The organism is Pseudomonas sp. FW305-7 (assembly GCF_058786735.1).
Genome location: NZ_JBYSZA010000004.1, coordinates 235320 through 253235, shown reverse-complemented (window position 1 = coordinate 253235; position 17916 = coordinate 235320). Strand labels below are relative to the sequence as shown.

The following is a 17916-nucleotide window of genomic DNA, read 5'->3' as shown; positions in this document are numbered from 1 at the left end:
GGCGCGACAGGTGCCGTGGGGTCAACGCCAGATTTGCAGGCTGATCGCGCCATGGTTGTTGAAATACATTGGCCTTACATCGTTGGCGAAACACCTGAGTTGACCGGATGTCGTTGCCACCCAGCCGACCGGCCAGCGCAGGCCATCACCGATGGCGAAGAGGCTCTGTGGATTCTTATCGATCGAGCCGATCAGTGTGAACCACGTGGCGTCTTGCGCCTTGCAACGCAGTAAACGCTCGAACGGCTTGAGATGTGCCACCGCTGCACCATTGGGATCGTGTATCTGTCGCCAGTCGAGCCAGACACCACTGGCGCGGAAAAAATAGCGTTCGCCGGCGATCAACATGACCGGTGTCGGGCACCAGGGATCGTTCGCCTGGATGTCGACGGTATGCAACAGTTCTTGAGCGCCCAGAGGCGCGATCCGGGTGGCTGGCACGTGATTCTCCAGACTCAGTAATTGAGGTCGATCAGCGGCTGATGCAGAGCCTCATCGGGGCCGAGCTTGAGGATCGTCTTCAAGGTTCTCGTCATGGCGGTCAAGTCATTGTCAAAGCCACCGTGGGACGTATCGGCCTTGATGTTCGGCCCGTAGGTCATTTTCGCATCGTTATAGATGTGCAGAGTCTTTGCGAAGCTGGCGGCGAGGCCGTTGCCCGTGGCGGCGAAGCCTGAAGGAATATTGTTGTTCCAGTAGAAGTTGTTCCATTGCAGCGTCATGTCCTGAGCGGCAATGTTCCATTCGCAAGCATCGGGCTTGCTGAAGTCCAGGTACGCGCCGTCGAGACTTTTGGCCATGCCCAGCAGCGGCATGCGCTGCAACTCTTCATAGGAACGGGAGACGAGATAAAGCAATGACTTGTTGTAAACACGAATGACGTTATCGGCCTGTTCGCGTTTGTCGGACATGATGTGCAAATGGAAGTTTTCGCGCTCAAGGCCGCCGTTTTCGATGACTTTGCGATAAGTGCGATTGGCGAAGTCGAGCGTGCAGGCCGGTGCCAGCAGCGTCGAAGTGGCAATGGGCAAGCCCCGTGCCCAGAGCAATTGAATCAGATGACCATTGATCAGCGAGCCTGCCGAGTGGCCAATCAAGTGCAATTCGACGCGAGTGGCGCCCAGATCCCCTACCAGTTTTTTCAGATTGTCGGCCATTTCCAGCAAGCCGCGTGGGGTGAAGCTCGCGATTGAGGCGGCTTCCGCGTTTTGTTTCATCTGGCTCCATTGGTCGCCGCCGAGTTTTTTCGTGACCATTTCCACTGTGCGGTCGAGTCCCTCAACGGCTTTGTCCTTGATCACTTTCAAGATGTCGCCAAACCCCCCGGACTCTGGAAACAAGCCGGGGAAGGTGTCTTTGATGATATCTGCCAGGGTTTCCAGAATCCCGGTGCGCCAAGTGACAAAGAGCGGATAAATCCCGTTCTCGAGGAAATAGGGCGCCATCGCACAAATGCGGCTGATGGAGTCCTTTTCCGAATTGATTCCCCCGTGGGAAAACACAGCGATGCGCAGCACCTTCGGCTTTTGCGCGGCTGGCAGGTTGTCATACCAGGCCTTGGGCGCCTGGCGAACAATCCGTGCCACGCCCGCACGAACGTTTTCAACATCGGTCAGGCGCGGGCCGATGCTGCCATTGTTTTCCATGACCACGGTCAGCCCGTAAGCCTGATCCGTGGTCAATGCCGGTGGACCCTTGCGATCCGGTTGGCGCGAGTCGGCGGACAGCAGAGAGACCCCATCGCGTTTGGCGCTCGATTGCGGCAAGGCATTGCGAAATACTGATTGCTCATCACTTTGGTTTTTGGAAGGTTTTGCATTACGTGAAGCCGCACCGTGCTTGATCGGCACCCCCAGTGCGACGGCCCAGGCGTCAGTGCCGTTGGCCAGCCAGTCTTCGTACGTCAGGATCGCGAAACCCGAGAATCCCCATTGAGTGGACCAGGAGTTCTGTACGATGAAACCTTCATGGGTGTAGCCGATCAAGGCAAATGCATGTCCACCTTTGGCTTTTGGCTTCCATCTGATGACAGGCAATTGCGCGGTACTTTGAAAGGCCTTGGCTTCACCCTTGGAGCTGATCGCCCAGCCTTCATGCACCGTGGCTGAAACGTAAAGTGCGCCGGTTTCATACAGCGCTGCCATCATGGCGGTGATGTCGTCCTTTTCGACCCGGTAATAGACGCCCAAGGGGCGCGTCACCGCATCTTCAGCCCAATTGGCGGCAGGGGCCTCGAATGCCGGCACGCTGCCGTCGGGGGCAACGGAGTAAGGCCACAGGCTTTTTTCGCAGACGCCGTGTTTGTGCCAGCCCTTCAAGGCTCCGCGACAACTGGAACCCGAATAGTCTTCGCCAGGCCATTCGTCATACAGTTTGGCCAGGTGGTAGAGCTGACGTGGGCTGGTTTGCACCGATTCAGCGTCCCGCCGCCACAACAGATAGTTGATGACCGCTGAGAGACCGAACCCGGTGCAGGCGCCTTCTTTTCCCTGAAAGAGCACCATTTGCCTATTCAGGTAATCGGCCAGTTTTTCGGTGACGTCCTTGTCCGATGGGAAAGATGCCGGCAGTGATTGCACACGGGCGGTGAAGATCCGGTCACGGAGGTCGAGGCGGTCCGGCCGGGCGTCGAGCGTAATGGTGGAATCGGGCAAGGAAAAACGTGTAGCAGGCATGGGAGTGTCCTCAATCCAAGAGGCATGATCCCCCACGTCACGAACGCTTTTCTGCGTCGCAGGGCTTTTGTGTGTGGTTTATCGTAGACGAGATTTTGCCAATGCAAAGGGCATAGCGAGAGAAGTTTTTGCCGGCATTGGGGACGCTGGCGGTGTCGGCGGCATCTGACTGTTTCAGTGGTGAGAGAGCCAGCCTCTCACCACTGAATTCAATGTCCGATCAGGGGTTCAGTTCTTGTCCAGATCGATATTCTTCGTCTCACGCAAACAGATCATTCCCACCACCAGGCTCACCCCGGTAATCAACACCGGGTACCACAGCCCATAGAAAATATCCCCGGTGTACACCACCAGCGCAAACGACACGGTCGGCAGAAAACCGCCAAACCAGCCGTTGCCAATGTGGTACGGCAGGGACATCGAGGTGTAGCGAATACGCGTCGGGAACAGCTCGACCATCAGTGCGGCCAGCGGGCCGTAGCACATGGCGGAGATGATGATCAGCGCCACAATCAGCGCGACGATCATCGGCTTGTTGATCTGCTGCAAATCGGCCTGTTGCGGGTAGCCGGCGAGGGTGATCGCGCCGCGCAAGGCCGCTTCGTCGAAGCCGTCGAGTTTCACATCGCCCACGCTGACTTGCACAGCGCTGCCGGCCGGCGCGGCGGCGCTGGAGTAGGGCAGGCCTTGCTTGACCAGGAAGGTTTTGACCTTGTCGCATGGGCTGTCGAATTTGGCTTTGCCCACCGGGTCGAACTGGAACGTGCAGGTGGCCGGGTCCGCCAGCACGGTGATCGGTGCCTGACGGCTGGCCTGATCGATCGCCGGGTTGGCGTAATGCGCCAGGGATTTGAAGATCGGGAAGTACAGCGCCGTCGCCAGCAACAGGCCGAGCATCAGCACCGGTTTGCGTCCGACCTTGTCCGACAGCCAGCCGAAGAAAATGAAGAACGGCGCACCGATCACCACGCTGATGATCAACAACGTGTTGGCCACCGCCGGGTCCATTTTCAGGAACTGGGTGAGGAAGAACAGCACATAGAACTGCGCTGCGTAGAAGGTCACCGCTTGCCCGGCGTTGATGCTGAACAGGGCGATCAGCACCACTTTGAGGTTTTCCCATTTGCCGAAGGATTCGCGGATCGGCGCCTTCGAGGTTTTGCCTTCCTCTTTCATCTTCAGATACGCCGGCGATTCGTGCAGGCTCAGGCGAATCCAGGTGGAAATGCCCAGCAGCACAATCGACAGCAGGAACGGAATCCGCCAGCCCCACACTTCAAATTGGTCGCCAGTAAAGTAACGGCAACCGAGCACCACCAGCAGCGACAGCAGCAGGCCGAGGGTCGCGGTGGACTGAATCCAGCTGGTGTGGAAGCCGCGCTTGCCGATCAGCGCGTGTTCCGCCACATAAGTCGCGGCACCGCCGTATTCACCGCCGAGGGCCAGGCCCTGAAGCATGCGCAACACCACCAAAATGATTGGTGCGGCGATGCCGATGCTGGCGTAAGTCGGCAACAGGCCGACGCAGAACGTCGCCACGCCCATCAGGATTATCGTTGCGAGAAAGGTGTATTTACGCCCGATCATGTCCCCCAACCGACCGAACACCAGTGCCCCGAACGGCCGCACGATAAAGCCTGCGGCGAACGCCATCAGCGCAAAGATGAACGCCGTGGTGTCGTTGACCCCGGCGAAAAACTGCTTGCTGATCACCGCGGCAAGGGCGCCGTAGAGGAAGAAGTCATACCACTCGAACACTGTGCCCAGTGATGAAGCGAAGATGACTTTGCGTGTATCCGGGCTGGTATCCGTGCTGCGCACGGCGTCCAGCGGCTGAGCGTGTTCTGACATATCGGTATCCCTCACAGTGATTGTTTTTGTTGTTCCACTGGTGTTGCGTGTCCGGGTGATGCGCGATGCCTTTGGTCTGTCGTAAAAACCTGTGGGAGCGGGCTTGCCCGCGATTGCGGTGGATCAGCCAACTTCGATGTTGAATGTCATACCGTCATCGCGGGCAAGCCCGCTCCCACATTGGGACTGTGTACAGGTCCAGCCAGGATCAGTTGCGCCGCTTTTTCGGCAATCATCAGCGTAGGCGAGCAGGTGTTGCCCGAGGTGATGCGCGGCATGATCGAGGCGTCGGCGATGCGCAGCCCGGGGACCCCGTGCACACGCAACTGCGCATCGACCACCGCGTCGACGTCGTTGCCCATGCGACAGGTGCCGACCGGGTGAAAAATCGTCGTGCCGATCCTTGCCGCCGCTTCATGCAGTTGCGCTTCACTTTGCAGGTTGGCACCGGGCAGATACTCCACCGGTTTGAACGCGTGCAGGGCCGGCGCGCTGACAATGCGGCGGGTCAGACGGATTGCATCGGCGGCCACGCGCAGGTCTTCGGGATGGCTTAAATAGTTGGGCTGAATCAGCGGCGCTGCTTGCGGATCCGCCGAGCGGATTTCGATGCGACCCCGGCTCTTCGGACGCAGATCGCACACCGAAGCGGTGAACGCCGGAAAGCTGTGCAACGGCTCGCCAAAACGCTCCAGCGACAACGGTTGCACGTGGTATTCCAGATTGGCGGAAGTCTGCTCCGGTCCGGAGCGGGCAAACGCACCCAACTGACTCGGCGCCATCGACAACGGCCCGCTGCGGTCGTACAGATAACGCAGGCCCATGCCCATCTTGCCCCACACACTGCCGGCAATCTGGTTGAGGGTGCGGGCGTTTTCCAGTTTGTAGATCAGTCGCAGTTGCAGGTGATCCTGCAGATTGCCGCCGACCCCCGACAGTTCATGAATCACGCCGATACCGAGGCGTTCCAGCAGCGGACGCGGGCCAATTCCCGAGCGCTGCAAAATGCTCGGCGAGCCGACAGAACCGGCGCACAACACAATCTCCTTGCGCGCCTTGAAGCGTTTCACCTGGCCTTCGTGGCGGGCGCTGACTTTCGATGCGCGACCGTCCTCCAGCAGCACGCGATCCACCTCAACCCCGGTCAACACCGTCAGATTGGCGCGATTGCGCACGGGTTTGAGAAACGCCTTCGCCGCGTTCCAGCGCACGCCGGCCTTCTGGTTGACCTGAAAGTAGCCGCAACCTTCGTTGTCGCCCTGATTGAAGTCGTCGATGCTGGCGATGCCGCTCTGTTCGGCCGCACTGCGAAACGCGTCCAGAATCGGCCACGACAAACGCTGTTGCTCGACCCGCCACTCGCCCTTGGCGCCGTGAAATTCGGCGGCGCCGGCAAAGTGGTTTTCGCTTTGTTTGAACAAGGGCAGAACATCGTTCCAGGTCCAGCCCGGATTGCCCTCGGCTGCCCAGCCGTCGTAGTCGCCAGCCTGGCCGCGCATGTAGATCATGCCGTTGATGGAGGAACAGCCACCGAGCACTTTGCCGCGCGGATAGCTCAGGGCGCGACCTTGCAGGCCGGGTTGCGCTTCGGTCTTGAAGCACCAGTCGGTGCGCGGGTTGCCGATGCAGAACAGATAGCCGACGGGGATGTGAATCCACGCATAGTTGTCGCGTCCGCCGGCTTCGAGCAGCAACACGCGCTGCTGCGGATCGGCCGACAATCGATTGGCCAGCAGGCACCCGGCAGGGCCGGCGCCGACCACGATGTAATCGTATTCATCAAGGGAAGTCTGCATTCCCTGACCTCGCTTTTTGTTTTTATTGTCGGACACTCTAGTTGTTAGCTTTCGTCAAAAGAATGTTAGTTTTTGCGCAGCCGCTGTGCGTTTTTAAACAGCCTTGATTGACCATAGCTGACTAGGACATCCCATGTTCGACTGGAACGACCTGCGGTTTTTTCTCGAACTGCAACGCAGCGGTCGCCTGCTCACCGCCGCCCGCCGCCTGAACACCACTCACGCCACCGTCGCCCGCCACATCGAGGCCATCGAAAAAAGCCTCGGCACCGCGCTGTTCGTCCAGCACGCCCAAGGCTACGAAATGACCCCGGCGGGGGAGGCGCTGCTCAAACACGCCGAAGCCATGGAAAACGTCGCGCTGCTGGCCCAGGAAGAAATCACTCAATCCACCGCCCCACTGGGCAAGATCCGCGTCGGCGTGACTGAAGGGCTCGGCGTCAAATTTCTCGCCAGCCGCATGATCGGCCTGTTTGAACGCTATCCGGGGCTGGAAGTGGAACTGGTCGCGGTGCCGCGTTTTGTCAGCATTCTCAACCGCGAGGCGGAGATCAGCATTCATCTGGAACGTCCGGCGGCGGACATGCTGGTCACGCGCAAACTCACGGACTACCGCTTGGCGCTCTACGCCAGCCAAAGGTATCTCGACAACGCACCACCGCTGCGTAGCCGCGAAGACCTCGGGCGGCATGCGTGGATCGGCTATGTCGATGATCTGCTGTTCAGCCAGGAACTGATGTTCCTCAACAGCTTCTGCCGCAGCCCTCGCGTTGTGTTTCACAGCACCAGCGTCATCGCCCAGCAGGAAGCGGCACGCTCGGGATTGGGCATTGCGGTGTTGCCTTGCTACATGGCCGCCTCTGACCCGGATCTGGTCGCGCTGCTGCCGGATGAAAGCATCGAGCGCAGTTACTGGATCAGTACCCGGCGCGAGTTGCACAAGTCGGTGCGGCTGCGGGTGGTCTGGGATTATGTCGTTGGCCTGTGCGAAGCAGAGCAGGGGCTGTTACGCGGGTAGTGCTAGCTGCATCAAAACCTGTGGGAGCGGGCTTGCCCGCGATGACGGACTGACATCTAACATCTGCATCGACTGATCCTCCGCTATCGCTGGCAAGCCAGCTCCCACAGGGTTCTTCGGTGTCGGGCAAATCCGGACTTGAATAATATATGGATATCCGTATATTCGGCGGTCCATATGTACGGTGCGCCCCTGATGATCACGCCCCCCGAAGTCTTCAAAAGCCTGGCCGACGAAACCCGCGTCCGCGCCACCCTGCTGATCGCCGATCAAGGCGAACTCTGTGTCTGCGAGCTGATGTGCGCCCTCGACGACAGCCAACCGAAAATCAGCCGTCACCTCGCGCAACTGCGCAGCAATGGCTTGCTGTTGGATCGTCGTCAGGGTCAGTGGGTTTATTACCGGCTCAATCCGGAGCTGCCGGACTGGGTTCACCAGATCCTGCAGGTGACGTCGAAGGCCAACGCCGACTGGCTCAAGGACAACGCTTCGCGCCTGCGGCACATGGATAGCCGTCCCGTCCGCGAAGCTGCGTGCTGCTGAACCCCAACTGCCAGGAATTTTCCAATGCGAGTCTTGTTCATGTGCACGGCCAACAGTTGCCGCAGCATTCTTTCCGAAGCCATGTTCAATCACTTGGCGCGCCCGGGATTCGAGGCGGTGAGCTCCGGAAGTTTCCCCAAAGGCCAGGTGCTGCCGCGCAGTCTTGCCACGCTGCAACAGGCCGGTATCTCTACCGATGGCTTATACAGCAAGGGCAATGACGCCTTTGAAAACAACCCGCCCGACATTGTCATTACCGTGTGCGACAAGGCCGCCGGTGAGAGCTGTCCCGTGTACTTCGGCCCGGCCCTCAAATCCCATTGGGGGCTGGAAGATCCGTCCGCTGTGATCGGCGACGATGTCACGGTGGATGCGGCGTTCCGTGCCACGCTGGCAATCATCGAGCGCCGCTGTGCAACCTTTCTCGGCCTTCCTTTCAAAACGCTCAGTCGTGCTGAGCTCCAGCGTGAGCTGGATCGTATCGGCTCACTCTAAGCCGGAGGACATATGTCAGAACATCTGCCCAATCTTGACCCCAGCCTGTTCGAAGGCTTGAAAACCTCAACTTCGGGTGAGCACAAACCGCGCATTCTGTTGCTCTACGGATCAACTCGCGAACGCTCATTCAGCCGCTTGTTGGTGGAAGAGGCCGCACGGCTGCTGGAGCATTTCGGCGCCGAGACGCGCATCTTCAATCCATCCGGTCTGCCATTGCCTGACGATGTCCCCGTCGACCACCCGAAAGTGCAGGAACTGCGCGATCTGGTGCTGTGGTCGGAAGGCCAGGTCTGGTGTTCGCCGGAGCGTCACGGGGCGATGTCGGCGGTGTTCAAGGCGCAGATCGACTGGATTCCGCTGGAGCTTGGCGCGGTTCGCCCGACCCAGGGCAAAACCCTGGCGGTGATGCAGGTGTGTGGCGGCTCGCAGTCCTTCAACGTGGTCAATCAACTGCGCGTGCTGGGCCGCTGGATGCGCATGTTCACCATCCCCAACCAGTCTTCGGTACCGAAGGCTTACATGGAATTCGACGACGCCGGGCGGATGAAACCGTCGCCGTTCTACGACCGTGTCGTCGATGTGATGGAAGAACTGGTGAAGTTCACCGTGCTGCTGCGCGACCGTCAGGAGTTTCTGGTCGATCGCTATTCGGAGCGCAAGGAAAGCGCCGAGCAACTGATGGCGCGGGTCAATCAGCGGTCGATTTGAAGCTGCAGTTACGCGTTTCAGCTAGGGCGGTGGCTCGCGGGTGCTGCGCTGCGCCGAAGGGCGCGGCCCTCCGTCAGGGATCGACAACGTCGCCCGCAATCCGCCCTCGGCGCGATTGATCAGCGTAATCCGCCCACCCAAGCGCGTTGCGATGGTGTTGACGATGGTCAGCCCCAATCCCGCCCCCTGCACGTTGCCACGGCTGTAGAACCGTTCAAACAACCGTGCCCGATCCGCCTCATCAATGCCCGGCCCCTGGTCTTCGACGCTCAAATGGCAGAAGCCATCGGCTTGCCTCAGCGTCACGGTGATCACACCGTGCTCCGGGGAAAAGTTCGCAGCGTTGGTCATCAGGTTGTTCAGGGCAATGTCGATGGCGGCAACACTGGCCATGACGTGGAACGGTTCGGCACTGTCTTCGAAGGCCAGTTCCAGACGCTTGCTCAGCAGCCACGGCGTCAGTTGCACGAGGCTGTTGCGCACGGTGTCGCTGAGATCGATACGTTGCAGCGGCGGCGGATCGGATTTGGGTTCCAGACGCGCCATGGTCAGTAACTGGTTGACGAGGCGGCTGGTACGGTCGACGCCAGCGATCAGAAAAGCCAGCGAGTCGCGGCGCTCCTGCTCGGTACCGGCCTCCAGCAGGTTTTGCGCATGCACCCGCAACACCGCCAGCGGGGTGCGCATTTCGTGGGCGGCGTCGGCGATGAAGCGGCGTTCGCGACCGAGCACTTCCTGGATCTGCGCGAGCATTCGGTTGAGCGCGGCCTGCATAGGTTCAAGTTCGCTGGGTAACGGTGTCAGTTGTAACGGCTCCAGTGATCCACTGTGACGCGCGCGCAGGGTCGCGGCCATGTTCGCCAGTGGCTTGAGCCCCCAGCCAATGGCGAGCCAGACCATCGCCGCCAGCATCAGACTGCCCAACACGTTCGGCCACAGCGTGTGGCGAACGATGCGGTCAACCAGATCGGCGCGCACATCGTCACGCTCGCCGACCCAGATGCGCAGGCCGTTCTGTTTGTCTTCCAGCAGAAATGCGCGCCATTGCCGACCTTTCAAATCCACCACGTCACTGAAGCCGGGCAGGGTGGGCGGGGCGGTGAAGGAGGGCGCACTGGCGGTGTGTACCAACACTTCGCCTTTGGGATTCCACACCTGAAAGGCGATTTTGCTTTCGTAAGGATGGCCATCCACCCGTGGCTTGGCTTCGCCGAGGGCCTGATTGAACGCCTGATACAACTGCGTGTGCTCGGTACTCGCCATCGGCATGCGCATCACGCCTTGCAGCAGTCGGGCGTTCTGCGCCAGTTGCGCATCGTAGACTTCGGCAATTTCATGGTTGCTGTCATGCAGGTTGAACGTACTGAGCACTGCCAGACCGGCCAGCAACAGGCCGATGATCAGCGTCAGCGTGCGACGGCGTATCGAGGTCATCGGCGCTCCTCCACCAGATAACCCACGCCACGGATGGTACGGATCAGGTCAGTGCTGAACTTCTTGCGCAGGTGATGGATGTGCACTTCCAGGGTGTTGCTTTCCGCCTCTTCGTTCCAGCCGTAGAGCAACTGGATCAGTTGATCGCGAGTCATCACCCGGCCCGGTGGCGAGAGCAATTCATGCAACAGCTGATACTCCTTGGGCGTCAGCGCCACGGGCTGGCCCTGATAACTGACCTGCTGGGTGCCGGGGTTGAGGCTGATGCCGGCGTGCTCGATCAGCGCCTGAGCGCGTCCGGCACTGCGCCGCAACAGGGCGCGCAAACGCGCTTTGAGTTCGGCCAGATCGAACGGTTTGACCAGATAGTCATCGGCGCCGGCATCCAGCCCGGCGATGCGGTCTTCGGTGGCATCGCGGGCGGTGAGGATCAGCACCGGCAGATTCGAACCGCTGTCGCGCAGACGCCGCAGCACATCGAGGCCATCCATGCGTGGCAGACCGAGATCGAGCACCGCTACGTCGAAGGTTTCACTGAGCAGCGCATGCAGCGCGCTGCTACCGTCCCTGAGCCAATCGACGGTGTAGCCTTCGCGCCCCAATGCCTGATGAATGCCTTCACCGAGCGCCACATCATCCTCAATCAGTAGTAAACGCACACGGACTCCTGTCAGTCGAGTTTCTTGTTGACGTCCACCAGCAGGGCGGCGATTTCTTTGCGGCGCCCGGCGTCGGCACTCTCGCGGCCAGGGCGCGGTGCCGCTTGCAGGGCTTTTTGCAGCGCCTGTTTGGCTTCAGCGTAGCGTTTTTCACGGTAGAGGTGATCGCCCCAGAAGTACAGGCTGTCGATGCCGGCGGGATTGAGTTGCAATGCCTGTTTGAGCAGTTGCTCGGCTTTGTCGCTGTCACCGAAACCGATTGGCCAGCCCGGTACCCGGTCATACAGCGCGGCGAGGCTGGTGTAGGCCGAGCCTTGCAGGGCTTTGGGATCGAGGGTCAGGGATTTTTCCAGATCAGCCTTGGCTTCCTTTGCTTTGCCCAAGGCACCGAGCCCGCCCTCGGCACCTGCCCAACTGCTGGTGACGATGCCTTTCCATATCCAGGCTTCAGCCACGTTCGGGCGTTGCGTGGTGAAGGCGTTGGTATCGGCAGACAGTTGTTCAAACGCGGCGGCGCGCTGTTTTTCCGCCACTTCATATTGGATGTGCGCCCAGTTCTGCTGAATGCCGCTCAAGCGCTGCTGATCAGCCGCATCCAGCGCCCAGACGCTTTGACTGAGGGCACCGAGCAGCAGGCATGCGAAGACTTTTTTCATGGCTTGGGGGTCTCGTTGTCGGTTTTTTCGCTGAGGCGGCGGATCAGCGGCAACTGCTTGCGCAGACCACGATCAACCAGGTGTGGAAGCAGATTGTTGAGGCGCACGAAGAAACGTTCTGGCCAGCCCAGATACAGATCGCGACGGTCGCCGGCAATTGCGTGAATCACCGCCGAGGCCACGGTTTGCGGGTCATCGACGTTGGATTTCAAGGCATCGTTCAAGGCTTGCGCAGCGGCGCTGTTCATCGACGTGCGTGTAGCGCGGGGCGCGACATAGAGCACGCTGACGCGGGTGTCGGCCAACTCTCGACGCAGTGCTTCGGAAAACCCGCGCAGGGCAAATTTGGTCGCGCAGTAGCTGGCGTAACCGGGGTAGCCGATCGAGCCATAGGTCGAGCCGACGTTGACCACCATGGCGCTGTCGGCCTGCTTGAGCAGGGGCAGCAGCAGTTTGGTCAGGCAGATCGGCGCACTGATGTTCACCGCGAGCATCGCGTTGATGTCGCTGTCATCGAGCTGTTCGAGCATGGCGAAGTGATTGACCCCGGCCGCGTTGATCAGCAGGTTGATGCCGCCGATGGCTTCGGCGGCGGCCAGCACCTTGCGCCGGTCGCTGAGGAAGGTCAGGTCGGCGGCGACCCAGCACAGATTTTGCGGATAACGCTCCAGCAGCGGCAGCAGCGCCTCCTGATGCCGGGCCACGGCCAATACCTGGGCGCCGGCAACGCACAAGGCACTGGCGATGGCCATGCCGATGCCGCCACTGGCGCCAGTCAAGACAACACGCGCATCACGCAGCTGCATGTTGAGCCTCCGCGTCACGCGGCAAGCCACGGAACATGTCGGTGTACAGGCGATAGACGACTTTCGAGGCATGAATGACCGCCGCCTGATCTTGCGGGTCTTCCAGCCTGTTCATCAGTCGGCGGTAGGTCTGCATGTGCTCGATGTCCAGCGAGCCATGGGAACTCAAATAGCTGAACGCCGTTTCCGGCAGCGCCAGACGCTCACGAATGCTGCCCGCTGCATGGGTGGCCAAGGCAATGCTGGTGCCTTCAAGCACGTTGACCATACCGAACAGGCCTACCGGATTGCCCCGGGCGATCAGGTCGTAGAGGAAGCTGACCATCAACTCGATCGACAGCGACGGCTGACCATCGCGCACGGCGTCGCGGTCACCACCGCACGCGGCGATATCGTTCAACACCCACTGCTCATGGCCGTATTCGTCTTCGATGTACTCGCACACCGCTTTGCGCAACCACTCCAGACGTGTCGGCAAGCGCGCGCCGCAAGCCATCATCAACGGCACCGTGTGGCGCACGTGGTAATAGGCCTGAGCGAGAAATGCCCGATAGCTCTCAAGACTGACCTTGCCTTCCAGTGCATCAAGAATGATCGGCAGGTTGAACAACTCGTGGCGCTCCTGCTGTGTGGCTTCTTGCAGGGTGTCGAAAAAATTCATGATGCGGATTCCTCGGAGACGGCCGATGGGGTCAGTTGATCGTGGTATTGCGCGACGATGGCGTCGCGGCGCGGGCGGCCATTGGCGGTGAGCAGGCCATTGGCGGCGGTGAAGGGCTGCGGTAGACGTGTCCAGCGATGCACCTGGGCGTAATCGGGCAAGGCTTCGTTGGCTTCGGCGACGGCGGCGGCCAGCTCCGCGTCGCTGCAGTCGGCGCGGTGCGGCCAGAGCAGGGCATGGTTGTGCGGCATCGCCTCGCCGTAGACGAACGCCTGAGCGATGTGGCGGCGCTGGGTCAGCTCGGACTCGACCCATTCCGGGTTGACGTTACGCCCGAAACTGGTGACGAACTGATGCTTCTTGCGACCCTTGAGATAGAGAAAACCTTCGGGATCGAACTCGCCCAGATCGCCGCTCGGCCACCACTCTTCGGCGTAGGGCGCATCGCCCAGATAACCCAGCAGCGGTGAGCCCTTGATCAGCACTTCGCCGTCCTCGGCCAGCCGCACCTCAACGTGCGGCAGAGGTCGGCCGACACTCCCCGGACGCCGTGCACCGGGCCGATTGAGGCAGACCACCGAGGCGCACTCGGACAAGCCATAACCTTCATACACCGGCAGGCCGACCCGTTGCGCGCGGTGCAGCAGATCTTCGGAGACCCGTGCGCCACCGACCGCGGCGAAGCGCAGATTTTGTGGGTCGAAGGCTTTCTGTTCGGCGGCGCTGACCAGCATCAGTAACAGCTGCGGCACCAGAATCAGACTCTCCGGCGCGCGGCTGGCCAGATAGCCGAGCAGGCGTGGAATGTCGACACCGCTGGCGCCCTGAATGCCGAGGGTTCTCTGGCTCGGCAGACTCAGCTTCGCACCGGCATAAAGCGCCGCATAACAACCGAGGTTTTCCAGCAGAATCGCCAGCGGCAACAGCGCCAGGTGATGTTGCGGAGCGGTCGGTTCGCTGGCCTGGTGCAACTCACGTGCAACCCGCAACAAGCTGTCGGCACTCAGGCATACCCCTTTGGGCGTACCGGTGGTGCCAGAGGTGAAGGTCAGCTTCGCGGTGCCGGCGGGCATGCGCCTCGGCCCGGCAAACGACCGGCACCAGAACTCGCCGTTTTTGACGTAGCCGCCGGCAAGCAATTCGGCCTCCAGCTCCGGCTCGGCGATCACTCGTTCGGCCTGACTCTGCGCCAGACAATGCGCGCGTTGCGCCGGGCTGAAAAACGGCGGCAGCGTCACACAGGTCAGGCCTTCGAACAGCACGGCCAAATCCCAGAGCATCGCGTCGACCCCGTTATCCAGCGCCAGTGCGACCACTTGCACGTGTTCATCACGCAAGCGCTCCTGGCGATACATGACCTCGGCGTACAGAGTGGTGTAATCGATTTTCAGCGTGTCGCCCAATAGGGCAGTGGTGTTGTCATTGCGCCCGGCATGGCTGCGCAAGGTTTCCTGAAAGCGTTGCAGTTCAAGCGACATGGAAAGCTCCTTCAATCGAAGTCGGCAATCCCAGCCGGTTAAACAGTCCGATATTGCGCAAATGGATAAACCCGGCGCGAATGTTGCCGACGTGAACCCAAGGTTTGCTTTCGTAATAACTGCCCCAATGTTGACGCTCGTCACCCAGTCGCTCCGGGTCGGCGGCGCACAATGTCACCGGTTTCAGACCTAAACGATGGAAGCTGTTGACCAACCCGATATTGCCGGTAAACGTCACCCATTCCAGACCGCCCATGGCCAGCAAATAGGTGATAGCGATGATGCTCAGACGCGCACTGCCGGTGTCGTTTGCCGCGAGGTTGCCGACCTCGACAATGGCTGTGCGATCCACCGCGCGATCTGCTGCCGCGCTGATCAGCGGCTCGATCGGCTCATCCAGATAGCGCTCCAGAAACAACGGCTCCAGATGCGCGCGGCGCACACCGGCCACCGCACACAGTTCACCGTCGCTGTTGTGCATGCCGAACAGTTCGGGCATGAAGTGGCGGATATCCGCGCCGTGAGCTTTGCGAAAGCGTTGCTGGATAAACGCCTCGAACGACGTTCGATGGGCGTCGTCCGGCAAGGCATGGGTCAGCGTCATCTGCGGCGTTTCGGTCTGGCCGAAATGCAGGGGCAGGGGGATGTTCCAGTCGAAATCGGGCATGGGCAGAACGCCTCCCTCATGGATTTGAGCGAAGTATCCGAGCCATTTCTTAACGAAGTCTGAAGGTGAAAAAAGGTTAATCTGCCGGCCGATCTTCAGACTGTCTTAAGACTCGCCGGGCAGGGTGACACCGTCGGTCAGCCCGGCCAAAGGAACGTGACCGTCGACGCCATCGACCGTCACTCACGACAATCACGAGGCGCTACTTATGACCCGCGACAATGCCGCAAGCCGTTATGGAAAACTCTCGATCACGATGCACTGGCTGATGCTGGTGCTGTTCGTAGGTGTTTACGCCTGCGTTGAAATCAAAGGCTACATGCCCAAGGGCAGCGAAGCGCGCGGTCTGCTGATGGGCTTTCACGGCCTGTTCGGTGCGAGCATCTTCGCCCTGGTGTGGGTCCGCCTCATCGGCCGCCTGACCCCGCGCCCACCGATCACCCCCAAACCCCCGACGTGGCAGGTCGGCATTGCGCACCTGGTGCAACTGGGCCTTTACGGCCTGATGATCGCCACCCCGATCCTCGCCTGGCTGATGCTCGCCGCCGGCGACAAACCGTTCCCATACTTCGGCTTCCACGTACCGGCCCCGGTCGCCATCGACCCTGACTTCGCCAAACGCCTGAAGTACTGGCACGAACTGATCGGCAGCACCGGTTACTGGCTGATCGGCCTGCACGCGGTGGCGGGGTTATTCCACCACTATTGGGTGCGCGACAACACGCTGGTGCGCATCCTGCCCGGTCGCTCGGGCAACCGCTGAACCGCTAAAAGTGCAGGCGGGCTACCACAGGGGGCGTCGGTTCAGCGGACGAACGTTGCACAAACCTTCTAGCCGCACGAGGTCAACTGTGGGTTACTAGCCCCAGCCCACCACTCTGTAGCAAGCCATGAGCAACTGGATCAACCTCACCCACGACCGGGAAACCGGCATTGAAACCCTGCATGCGCATTTCGCCGGGCACGCGCACGCGTACGATCCGCACTGGCACGAAACCTACCTGATCGGTTTCACCGAGCAAGGCGTGCAGCGCTTCAACAGCCGCCGGGCGCGGCATGACAGCACGCCGGGCAAGGTCTTCATGCTCGAACCCGGCGACATCCACGACGGTGATGCGCCGAGTCCCGACGGTTTCACCTATCGCATGCTCTACCTGCAACCCACGTGGCTGGAACAGGCGCTGGACGGTTTGCACCTGGGCCGTTTCGGCAGCGGTTTGCCGGGTATCGGCAGCGTGCTCAACGACGATCCAGAACTGGCCCGCGCAACCCTGTTTGCCTTCAATGCGCTGCATCAGCAGGATGTGCGCATGGTGCGGGACGTCGCGCTGGATTCTTTCCTGGAACGCCTCGCCAGCCATTTGTACCGACGGCCGCAACCCACAACGGCAACCCGCGCACCCTTGATCGCCCGACAAGCCCGGGATTACCTGATGGCCTATCACGAACAGGACATCAGTCTGCAAAGCCTGGCAGAGGTCTGCGGCACCGACCGCTTCCGCCTGACCCGTGCGTTCAAGGCTACCTATGGTTTGGCGCCGCATGCCTGGCTGATCCAGTTGCGCCTCAGTCGTGGCCGACAGATGCTCGCCGCCGGTGTGCAACCGGTGGACGTCGCCAGCAGACTTGGTTTCTCTGACCAAAGCCATTTGGGCCGCTGGTTTGTGCGCGCCTATGGCATCACCCCGGGCGCCTATCAACAGCGCGCCACAGGCATCATCCGCCGCTGAACAAACGTTCAAGACCGCCGCACACCGCAACCGCCACAGTAGGCCCTGACTTCCTAAAGGGCCGTGCCATGCTTGCATTCATTCTCTTCGCCTTCGTCGCCTCCATCACCCCGGGCCCGACCAACCTGATCGTCCTCAGCACCAGCGCCCGGCGCGGTTGGCGACCGTGTTTGCCGATCATTCTGGGCGCCGGCGTGGGTGCCGCTTCGCTTGTCTGGGTCGCCGGAGCGGGGGCCAGCACGTTGATGCTGCCCGGTGTGCGTCCGATCATCAGCGGGCTCGGACTGTGCTGGATGCTGTGGCTGGCATGGCAGATCTTTACGGCACCGATCACCGACATCAATGCCGCCGCCGGGGAGGAAAAGGCTGAAATGGGCCTGATCGGCGCTGCACTGTTGCAATGGGTCAACCCTAAATCCTGGTTCATGGCGATTGCCGTGATCAGCGTGTTCACCGCGCAAGGGCAGGGGCTGAATGCGCTGTGTCTGGTGTTCTTCGTGGTATCGCTGCCCTGCCTCGCGATCTGGGCGCTGCTCGGCCGAGGGGCGGCGAGATGGCTGAGTAACCCGGCGCAGCTGCGCTGGCTGAACCGGACCCTCGCCGTGCTATTGGTGGTCTCATCCGCGACTGCGATCCTGCACAGCTGATCTTTGATCGCACGCAAAACCCCTGTAGGAGTGAGCCTGCTCGCGATAGCGGTGGTTCAGTCAATATTGATACCAACTGAACAGACGCC

General features: G+C 60.7%; 18 protein-coding genes. 7 read left to right on the top strand and 11 right to left on the bottom strand.

The annotated features are described in order from the left end of the window. Positions 1 to 21: 21 nt before the first annotated feature. The 4 genes from AC3WMT_RS08120 to AC3WMT_RS08105 form a co-directional block, all read right to left on the bottom strand. Positions 22 to 441 carry a hypothetical protein gene (locus AC3WMT_RS08120; RefSeq protein ID WP_103303367.1) on the bottom strand — a complete coding sequence of 140 codons (420 nt, stop codon included), beginning with the start codon at positions 439 to 441 and terminating at the stop codon, positions 22 to 24. A gap of 14 nt (positions 442 to 455) precedes the next feature. Continuing rightward, the gene (locus AC3WMT_RS08115) at positions 456 to 2675 is read right to left on the bottom strand and encodes a C1 family peptidase (protein WP_103303368.1); all 2220 of its coding nucleotides are present in this window, start codon (positions 2673 to 2675) and stop codon (positions 456 to 458) included. 228 nt (positions 2676 to 2903) lie between these two features. After that, complete coding sequence (locus AC3WMT_RS08110) at positions 2904 to 4526, bottom strand: MFS transporter (protein ID WP_103303369.1); 1623 nt, start codon at positions 4524 to 4526, stop codon at positions 2904 to 2906. 146 nt (positions 4527 to 4672) lie between these two features. Further along, positions 4673 to 6322 (bottom strand): GMC family oxidoreductase, encoded by a 1650-nt coding sequence (locus AC3WMT_RS08105; protein ID WP_103303370.1) that lies wholly within the window; start codon positions 6320 to 6322, stop codon positions 4673 to 4675. A 133-nt stretch (positions 6323 to 6455) separates the two neighbouring features. Between AC3WMT_RS08105 and AC3WMT_RS08100 the strand changes: the two genes are divergently transcribed. The 4 genes from AC3WMT_RS08100 (at position 6456) to arsH (ending at position 9089) form a co-directional block, all read left to right on the top strand. Further along, a complete protein-coding gene (locus AC3WMT_RS08100; protein ID WP_103303371.1) occupies positions 6456 to 7340 on the top strand; it encodes a LysR family transcriptional regulator in 885 nt (294 codons plus the stop codon). Positions 7341 to 7535: 195 nt separating this feature from the next. After that, the gene (locus AC3WMT_RS08095) at positions 7536 to 7883 is read left to right on the top strand and encodes a metalloregulator ArsR/SmtB family transcription factor (RefSeq protein WP_103303572.1); all 348 of its coding nucleotides are present in this window, start codon (positions 7536 to 7538) and stop codon (positions 7881 to 7883) included. Positions 7884 to 7907: 24 nt separating this feature from the next. Beyond that, positions 7908 to 8378 (top strand): arsenate reductase ArsC, encoded by a 471-nt coding sequence (locus AC3WMT_RS08090; protein WP_103303372.1) that lies wholly within the window; start codon positions 7908 to 7910, stop codon positions 8376 to 8378. Between the two features lie 12 nt (positions 8379 to 8390). Then, a complete protein-coding gene (gene arsH / locus AC3WMT_RS08085) occupies positions 8391 to 9089 on the top strand; it encodes an arsenical resistance protein ArsH (protein WP_103303373.1) in 699 nt (232 codons plus the stop codon). A gap of 21 nt (positions 9090 to 9110) precedes the next feature. Here the strand turns inward: arsH and AC3WMT_RS08080 are convergent, their stop codons facing one another. Genes AC3WMT_RS08080 through AC3WMT_RS08050 form a run of 7 tightly spaced genes read right to left on the bottom strand, consistent with a single transcriptional unit; the run spans position 9111 to position 15450 of the window. Beyond that, positions 9111 to 10523: an ATP-binding protein gene (locus AC3WMT_RS08080; protein WP_103303374.1), complete on the bottom strand. Its 1413-nt coding sequence runs from the start codon at positions 10521 to 10523 to the stop codon at positions 9111 to 9113. Next, entirely contained in the window at positions 10520 to 11182 is a 663-nt protein-coding gene (locus tag AC3WMT_RS08075) for a response regulator (protein WP_103303375.1), read from the bottom strand. Before AC3WMT_RS08075 ends, AC3WMT_RS08080 begins: the two co-directional genes overlap by 4 nt. 11 nt (positions 11183 to 11193) lie before the next feature. Further along, positions 11194 to 11838 carry a tetratricopeptide repeat protein gene (locus AC3WMT_RS08070; RefSeq protein ID WP_103303376.1) on the bottom strand — a complete coding sequence of 215 codons (645 nt, stop codon included), beginning with the start codon at positions 11836 to 11838 and terminating at the stop codon, positions 11194 to 11196. Next, positions 11835 to 12644: an SDR family oxidoreductase gene (locus AC3WMT_RS08065; protein WP_103303377.1), complete on the bottom strand. Its 810-nt coding sequence runs from the start codon at positions 12642 to 12644 to the stop codon at positions 11835 to 11837. The genes AC3WMT_RS08070 and AC3WMT_RS08065 overlap by 4 nt, the downstream gene beginning before the upstream one ends. Then, positions 12631 to 13305: an iron-containing redox enzyme family protein gene (locus tag AC3WMT_RS08060; RefSeq protein WP_103303378.1), complete on the bottom strand. Its 675-nt coding sequence runs from the start codon at positions 13303 to 13305 to the stop codon at positions 12631 to 12633. Before AC3WMT_RS08060 ends, AC3WMT_RS08065 begins: the two co-directional genes overlap by 14 nt. Next, complete coding sequence (locus tag AC3WMT_RS08055) at positions 13302 to 14783, bottom strand: AMP-binding protein (protein WP_103303379.1); 1482 nt, start codon at positions 14781 to 14783, stop codon at positions 13302 to 13304. The genes AC3WMT_RS08060 and AC3WMT_RS08055 overlap by 4 nt, the downstream gene beginning before the upstream one ends. After that, entirely contained in the window at positions 14773 to 15450 is a 678-nt protein-coding gene (locus tag AC3WMT_RS08050; protein WP_103303380.1) for a thermostable hemolysin, read from the bottom strand. The genes AC3WMT_RS08055 and AC3WMT_RS08050 overlap by 11 nt, the downstream gene beginning before the upstream one ends. A gap of 208 nt (positions 15451 to 15658) precedes the next feature. Between AC3WMT_RS08050 and AC3WMT_RS08045 the strand changes: the two genes are divergently transcribed. The 3 genes from AC3WMT_RS08045 (at position 15659) to AC3WMT_RS08035 (ending at position 17827) form a co-directional block, all read left to right on the top strand. Beyond that, a complete protein-coding gene (locus AC3WMT_RS08045; RefSeq protein ID WP_103303381.1) occupies positions 15659 to 16213 on the top strand; it encodes a cytochrome b in 555 nt (184 codons plus the stop codon). 127 nt (positions 16214 to 16340) lie between these two features. Further along, complete coding sequence (locus AC3WMT_RS08040; protein ID WP_103303382.1) at positions 16341 to 17180, top strand: AraC family transcriptional regulator; 840 nt, start codon at positions 16341 to 16343, stop codon at positions 17178 to 17180. 68 nt (positions 17181 to 17248) lie between these two features. After that, positions 17249 to 17827: a LysE family translocator gene (locus AC3WMT_RS08035; protein ID WP_103303383.1), complete on the top strand. Its 579-nt coding sequence runs from the start codon at positions 17249 to 17251 to the stop codon at positions 17825 to 17827. The last annotated feature ends 89 nt before the right edge of the window (positions 17828 to 17916 follow it).

What these genes read in the sequence shown, in the direction of transcription:
- AC3WMT_RS08115 (WP_103303368.1), bottom strand. Translation starts at nt 2,675, where the DNA reads ATGCCTGCTACACGTTTTTCCTTGCCCGATTCCACCATTACGCTCGAC.
- AC3WMT_RS08110 (WP_103303369.1), bottom strand. Translation starts at nt 4,526, where the DNA reads ATGTCAGAACACGCTCAGCCGCTGGACGCCGTGCGCAGCACGGATACC.
- AC3WMT_RS08105 (WP_103303370.1), bottom strand. Translation starts at nt 6,322, where the DNA reads ATGCAGACTTCCCTTGATGAATACGATTACATCGTGGTCGGCGCCGGC.
- AC3WMT_RS08100 (WP_103303371.1), top strand. Translation starts at nt 6,456, where the DNA reads ATGTTCGACTGGAACGACCTGCGGTTTTTTCTCGAACTGCAACGCAGC.
- AC3WMT_RS08095 (WP_103303572.1), top strand. Translation starts at nt 7,536, where the DNA reads ATGATCACGCCCCCCGAAGTCTTCAAAAGCCTGGCCGACGAAACCCGC.
- AC3WMT_RS08090 (WP_103303372.1), top strand. Translation starts at nt 7,908, where the DNA reads ATGCGAGTCTTGTTCATGTGCACGGCCAACAGTTGCCGCAGCATTCTT.
- arsH (WP_103303373.1), top strand. Translation starts at nt 8,391, where the DNA reads ATGTCAGAACATCTGCCCAATCTTGACCCCAGCCTGTTCGAAGGCTTG.
- AC3WMT_RS08080 (WP_103303374.1), bottom strand. Translation starts at nt 10,523, where the DNA reads ATGACCTCGATACGCCGTCGCACGCTGACGCTGATCATCGGCCTGTTG.
- AC3WMT_RS08070 (WP_103303376.1), bottom strand. Translation starts at nt 11,838, where the DNA reads ATGAAAAAAGTCTTCGCATGCCTGCTGCTCGGTGCCCTCAGTCAAAGC.
- AC3WMT_RS08065 (WP_103303377.1), bottom strand. Translation starts at nt 12,644, where the DNA reads ATGCAGCTGCGTGATGCGCGTGTTGTCTTGACTGGCGCCAGTGGCGGC.
- AC3WMT_RS08060 (WP_103303378.1), bottom strand. Translation starts at nt 13,305, where the DNA reads ATGAATTTTTTCGACACCCTGCAAGAAGCCACACAGCAGGAGCGCCAC.
- AC3WMT_RS08055 (WP_103303379.1), bottom strand. Translation starts at nt 14,783, where the DNA reads ATGTCGCTTGAACTGCAACGCTTTCAGGAAACCTTGCGCAGCCATGCC.
- AC3WMT_RS08050 (WP_103303380.1), bottom strand. Translation starts at nt 15,450, where the DNA reads ATGCCCGATTTCGACTGGAACATCCCCCTGCCCCTGCATTTCGGCCAG.
- AC3WMT_RS08045 (WP_103303381.1), top strand. Translation starts at nt 15,659, where the DNA reads ATGACCCGCGACAATGCCGCAAGCCGTTATGGAAAACTCTCGATCACG.
- AC3WMT_RS08040 (WP_103303382.1), top strand. Translation starts at nt 16,341, where the DNA reads ATGAGCAACTGGATCAACCTCACCCACGACCGGGAAACCGGCATTGAA.
- AC3WMT_RS08035 (WP_103303383.1), top strand. Translation starts at nt 17,249, where the DNA reads ATGCTTGCATTCATTCTCTTCGCCTTCGTCGCCTCCATCACCCCGGGC.